Below are 4,551 nucleotides of genomic sequence, written 5' to 3'. Positions count from 1 at the left end.
CCGATTTGAAAAACGAAATCAACTTTATAATGAGTTGATCAAAAATAGCCCGGTTGGAGAATTCGGAAGTGATTACCAGAAAGAATCGCTCCGGCGCTCTATGGAACAATCCTACCGATTGCTCAATTCTCCGGAGGCAAAAGCCTTTAACCTGAGCCTGGAACCCAAGGCTTCCTATGATATCTATAATACCGGCCGGTTTGGGTTGGGTTGTTTGATGGCTAAACGACTTACCCAGCAAGGAGCCCGTTTTATTAGTGTAACGACGGAGTATGAACCGTTTATGGGTTTTGATACCCACGAGAACGGGCATACCCGCATGGTTGATATGAAAAAAATGATTGACGCACCCATTGCACAATTGGTCCTTGACCTGGAACAATCCGGCCACCTGGATCGGACGCTGATAATTGTTGCCAGTGAGTTCAGCCGAGATATGATGGTAGAAGGAAAACCCGGGCTGAAGGTGCAGGAACAGGTAGATCAGCCCGATGTTTTGCACGATCTTAAATTTTATGGCATGCACCGCCATTTTACCGATGCCGGCTCCGTGCTGCTCTTTGGGGGAGGCATCAAGAAAGGATTTCTTTACGGAAAAACGGCCGATGAACGACCCTGTAAAACCATTGAAAATCCTGTTAGAATTGAACAACTACATCAAACCATTTATCATTGCCTGGGTATTCCGGAAGAAACCCAGGTGGAAATTGAACAACGCCCTTTTTATACCACTCCGGATGGAAAAGGAAAACCTATTCTTGATTTATTAAGCTCAAACGCCTGATATTAAGCTTTTAACTAATGCATATACCCAGAATCGCCCGTTCACCCCTGCCAACTTGTATATGGCTACTGCTGTTTTTTGTAGTTTCCTGCAAGGATAAAAAAACAGCGCTTCCTGAAATTCCTGCCAATCCCAAACTCGCAGCACTGCAATTACCGGAAGGCTTCCATGCCGATCATTTATTTGGCCCCTCTGAAAATGGAGAAGGGTCCTGGGTTTCCATGACCTTTGATCATAAAGGCCGGTTAATTGCTTCCGATCAGTATGGCGCACTTTACCGGATGACCATCCCTGCCATTGGCGATACGGTTACCCGGCTTATTTCAGAGCCACTCCGTATTCCTTCTCTTACCGGTAATTCATCGGGTACCTCCAATAAGCTGGAAATCGGTTACGCACACGGCTTGCTGTATGCATTCAATAGTTTATATGTAATGGTGAATCATACCGGTGACAGCAGCTTTTCCAAAGGAAGCGGTTTGTACAGGTTACAGGATACCGATAACGATGATCAATACGATTCTGTAACCCTGCTGAAAGCGCTGGATGGTGAAGGGGAACACGGCCCGCATAGCATCGTTTTATCGCCAGACAAACAATCTCTGTTTGTAATAGCTGGTAATTTCACCCGGCTTCCTGCCATGGATAACTACCGGGTTTCTCCGGATGCCCGCCTGGATAACCTGTTGCCACTGATCAGGGACCCCAACGGGCATGATAACGATGTTGGTATGCAGGGGGGCTGGATTGCACAGGTAGATTCAACCGGAAAAAAATGGGAACTGTATGCCTCTGGTTTTAGGAATCCCTTTGACCTGGCTTTTAACGAGGCAGGTGATCTATTTACCTATGATTCGGATATGGAATGGGATATGGGTACGCCCTGGTACCGGCCTACGCGGATCTGCCATGTTACCAGTGGCAGTGATTTTGGCTGGCGCCCCGGAACCGGGAAATGGGATCCGTCTTATGCCGATGGCCGACCTGCAATGCTTAATATCGGACAAGGCTCACCCACCAACCTGGTAGTTGGAACCAATGCAAGATTTCCGGAGAAATACCGAAAAGCACTGTTTGCCTTTGACTGGAGTTTCGGTATTATCTATGCCATTCAACTGGAGCCGTCTGGAAGCAGTTATACCGCTAAAGGAGAAGAATTTATATCAGGATCACCTCTTCCCTTAACCGATGGGGTAATTGGACCGGATGGAGCCTTGTATTTCTTAACCGGTGGAAGAAGGCTTGAATCTGATCTTTATAGGGTTTATTATGGCGATGGCAAACTGGCCAATGATCCCTTACCTGCAACGGTTTTAAATGAAGCACACCATGTCCGCAGAAAACTGGAAGCCCTGCATGTTAACCCCGATAAAAATGCGGTGGCTACAGCATGGCCCTATTTAAACAACCAGGATGAAGCGATCCGCTATGCAGCAAGAAAAGTGCTGGAAAATGCGCCGTCGTTTACCTGGCAAAATCTTTTAGTGGCAGAAAAAAAACCATTTACTAAAATTCAGGCACTGCTTGCCCTGGCCAAACAGTCAAAAGGACCGGCCGACTGGGCAGGGTGGGTAAAAGAGCTGGAACAACTTAATTTTTCGGCCTTATCCGGCGCTGAAAAAGCGGAGCTTGTGCGGGCTACCGAAGTATTAGCGTCCAGAACCAATTTGCCGGATCAGTCACTCCGCTCTAAACTGGTTGCTTATTTTGATCCATTTTTTCCCACGGCAAAAGAAGCTTTGTTGAATCGGCAACTGAGTAAGCTACTGGTATATTTTCAGGATAGCGCAGCGGTTCGTAAAACAATGACATTATTATTGGCAGAAAAAGAAGAAGGCCTGCCGGAAGAACGGAACCTTACCAGCTCTGAAGACCTGATCATGCGAAACCCGGATTATGGAATGGGTATTGCCAAAATGTTGGCGAAACTGCCTCCGCAAAGCCAAACTTTTTATGCAACGGTACTAAGCCAGGTAAAAAACAGCTGGACAGAAGAACAGCTGGAAAATTATTTCAAATGGTTTAATTCGGCCTTTCAATACAATGGCGGACACAGTTATGCGGGCTTCATTAACAAAGCCAGGAAAAATGCCTTGGCTGCTTTACCGGCCGCTAAATTTTCCTATTACAATCAACTTTCTGGCGATTCCATTGCCGAAAGACCTCCTGTAATGCAAACTCAAGCTGCAGTGCAGCCAGAGGGGCCCGGTCGCAACTGGACCGTTGAGGAGGCCATGAAATACGTGGATAGCGGTATAACTAACCGAAATTATGAAAGGGGTAAAGGTCTGTTTGTTTCCAGTTTATGCGCTTCTTGTCACAGCATGCAGGGCGAAGGAGGGGTTTCTGGTCCGGATCTTACTCAGGTGGGGACCAGATTCAGTTATCGCGATATGCTGGAATCCATCATAGAACCAGGCAAGGTAATTTCCGATCAGTATGGAGCAACGGTTTTTTACCTAAGATCAGGAAAATCTGTAGTTGGCAGGCAGATCTCTGCCGATGAAAAAGGATATACGATTGCACAAAATCCATTTGCTCCGCAGGAACACCGGTTTATACCAAAAGAGGAGGTGATCAGGACCCGTGTATCGGAAATTTCTCCCATGCTGCCTGGCATGATAAATCGGCTTAACCCGGAAGAATTAAAGGACTTGCTGGCTTTTCTGAAAGCCGGTGGCAATACCAAGGATACGATTTTTACGCCTGCAAAAAAATAAGCAATGAAATCAAGAAAATATTCTTTAGTAGTAGGTTATGCTGTCTTGTCACTGTTTTCAAACGCTTGTAATGAAGCAAAAAAGGAGCTCAACAAAGCACCTGAAAGCCCAAACTCTGCCATTGCCTTATTTGATGGTGTCAGCTTTAAGAATTGGGAAGGGGATACCAGTTACTGGAGGATTGAGGATAGTTCAATCAGGGGAGAAGTAACGCCGGCGCATCCATTAAAAGAAAACAGTTTTTTAGTGTATTCAGGCAAGGTGCCCGAAAATTTCGAACTGCAGCTAGAGTATAAGATCAGCAATGAAGGGAATAGCGGGGTGCAGTATCGCAGTGAACCTGTTGCCGGTATACCAAACGCGTTAAAAGGATACCAGGCAGATATAGATGGTGCCAATGTGTATACCGGTCAAAACTATGAAGAAAGGGGGAGGGGGTTCCTGGCAATGCGTGGACAGTCAGTAGAAATGTTAACCGGCCAGCCTCCCCGCCAGCTTGATTCACTGGGTAGTTCTTCCGAACTTCAGACCTATATTAAACAGGCGGCATGGAATCAACTGGTCATTCGGGCTGAAAAAAACCACCTGGTTCATTTTATTAATGGTAACAAAATGAGCGAAGTGTTTGATAAAGACAGCTTACTGGCCCGCAACAACGGGTTAATCGGGCTCCAGTTACACGTTGCCCCCCAAATGTGGGTAATGTTCAGAAATATTCAGCTGAAGCCGCTCTGAGCTTAATAACTCATTACGTTATAGATACATTCTTCAATGCGTTTGATCTGCTGAACCCGTTCTGCACCTTTCACCGCTGAGTTGCTTTGTATCCGGATAGTGGTACTGCTGTCCTGTTTCAAACTGTCCAGTGCCATGAAGATATTTTTACTCTGGCTGCTGAACACCACACCTTCAGCGGTAATTTGCTTACCACTTAATACGCCGATAACTTCGCCATACTGGTTGAAAATCGGGCCACCGGAATTACCCGGATTCGCAGATATAGCAATCTGGTAGGCTGCCGTATCGCCATTATAACCGGTTTTGGCG

The 4,551-nt window shown here is 46.3% G+C and carries 4 protein-coding genes; 3 read left to right on the top strand and 1 reads right to left on the bottom strand.

All coding sequences use genetic code 11. The features are described from left to right. From A1D16_RS14505 to A1D16_RS14495, 3 genes are all read left to right on the top strand, one after another. Nucleotides 1–784, top strand: a 784-nt coding sequence (locus A1D16_RS14505; RefSeq protein WP_290710748.1) for a DUF1501 domain-containing protein, incomplete at its 5' end; no start/stop codon positions are given. A gap of 17 nt (nucleotides 785–801) precedes the next feature. Next, on the top strand, nucleotides 802–3,504 hold the full coding sequence (locus tag A1D16_RS14500) for a c-type cytochrome (protein WP_290710746.1): 2,703 nt from the start codon (nucleotides 802–804) through the stop codon (nucleotides 3,502–3,504). A gap of 3 nt (nucleotides 3,505–3,507) precedes the next feature. Continuing rightward, the gene (locus A1D16_RS14495; protein WP_290710744.1) at nucleotides 3,508–4,239 is read left to right on the top strand and encodes a DUF1080 domain-containing protein; all 732 of its coding nucleotides are present in this window, start codon (nucleotides 3,508–3,510) and stop codon (nucleotides 4,237–4,239) included. A 2-nt stretch (nucleotides 4,240–4,241) separates the two neighbouring features. On the opposite strand, the gene A1D16_RS14490 is transcribed toward A1D16_RS14495, so the two are convergent. Continuing rightward, nucleotides 4,242–4,551 (bottom strand): trypsin-like peptidase domain-containing protein (locus A1D16_RS14490; protein WP_290710742.1); only part of this gene is annotated, 310 nt, incomplete at its 5' end.

Origin of the sequence: Flavihumibacter sp. CACIAM 22H1, assembly GCF_001601815.1 — a bacterium.
Lineage (GTDB): Bacteria > Bacteroidota > Bacteroidia > Chitinophagales > Chitinophagaceae > Flavihumibacter.
This window is presented reverse-complemented; position numbering and strand designations above follow the sequence as displayed.

Bases quoted from the DNA above. Each gene is read 5' to 3' on its own strand.
- A1D16_RS14500 (WP_290710746.1), top strand. From the start codon at position 802: ATGCATATACCCAGAATCGCCCGTTCACCCCTGCCAACTTGTATATGG.
- A1D16_RS14495 (WP_290710744.1), top strand. From the start codon at position 3,508: ATGAAATCAAGAAAATATTCTTTAGTAGTAGGTTATGCTGTCTTGTCA.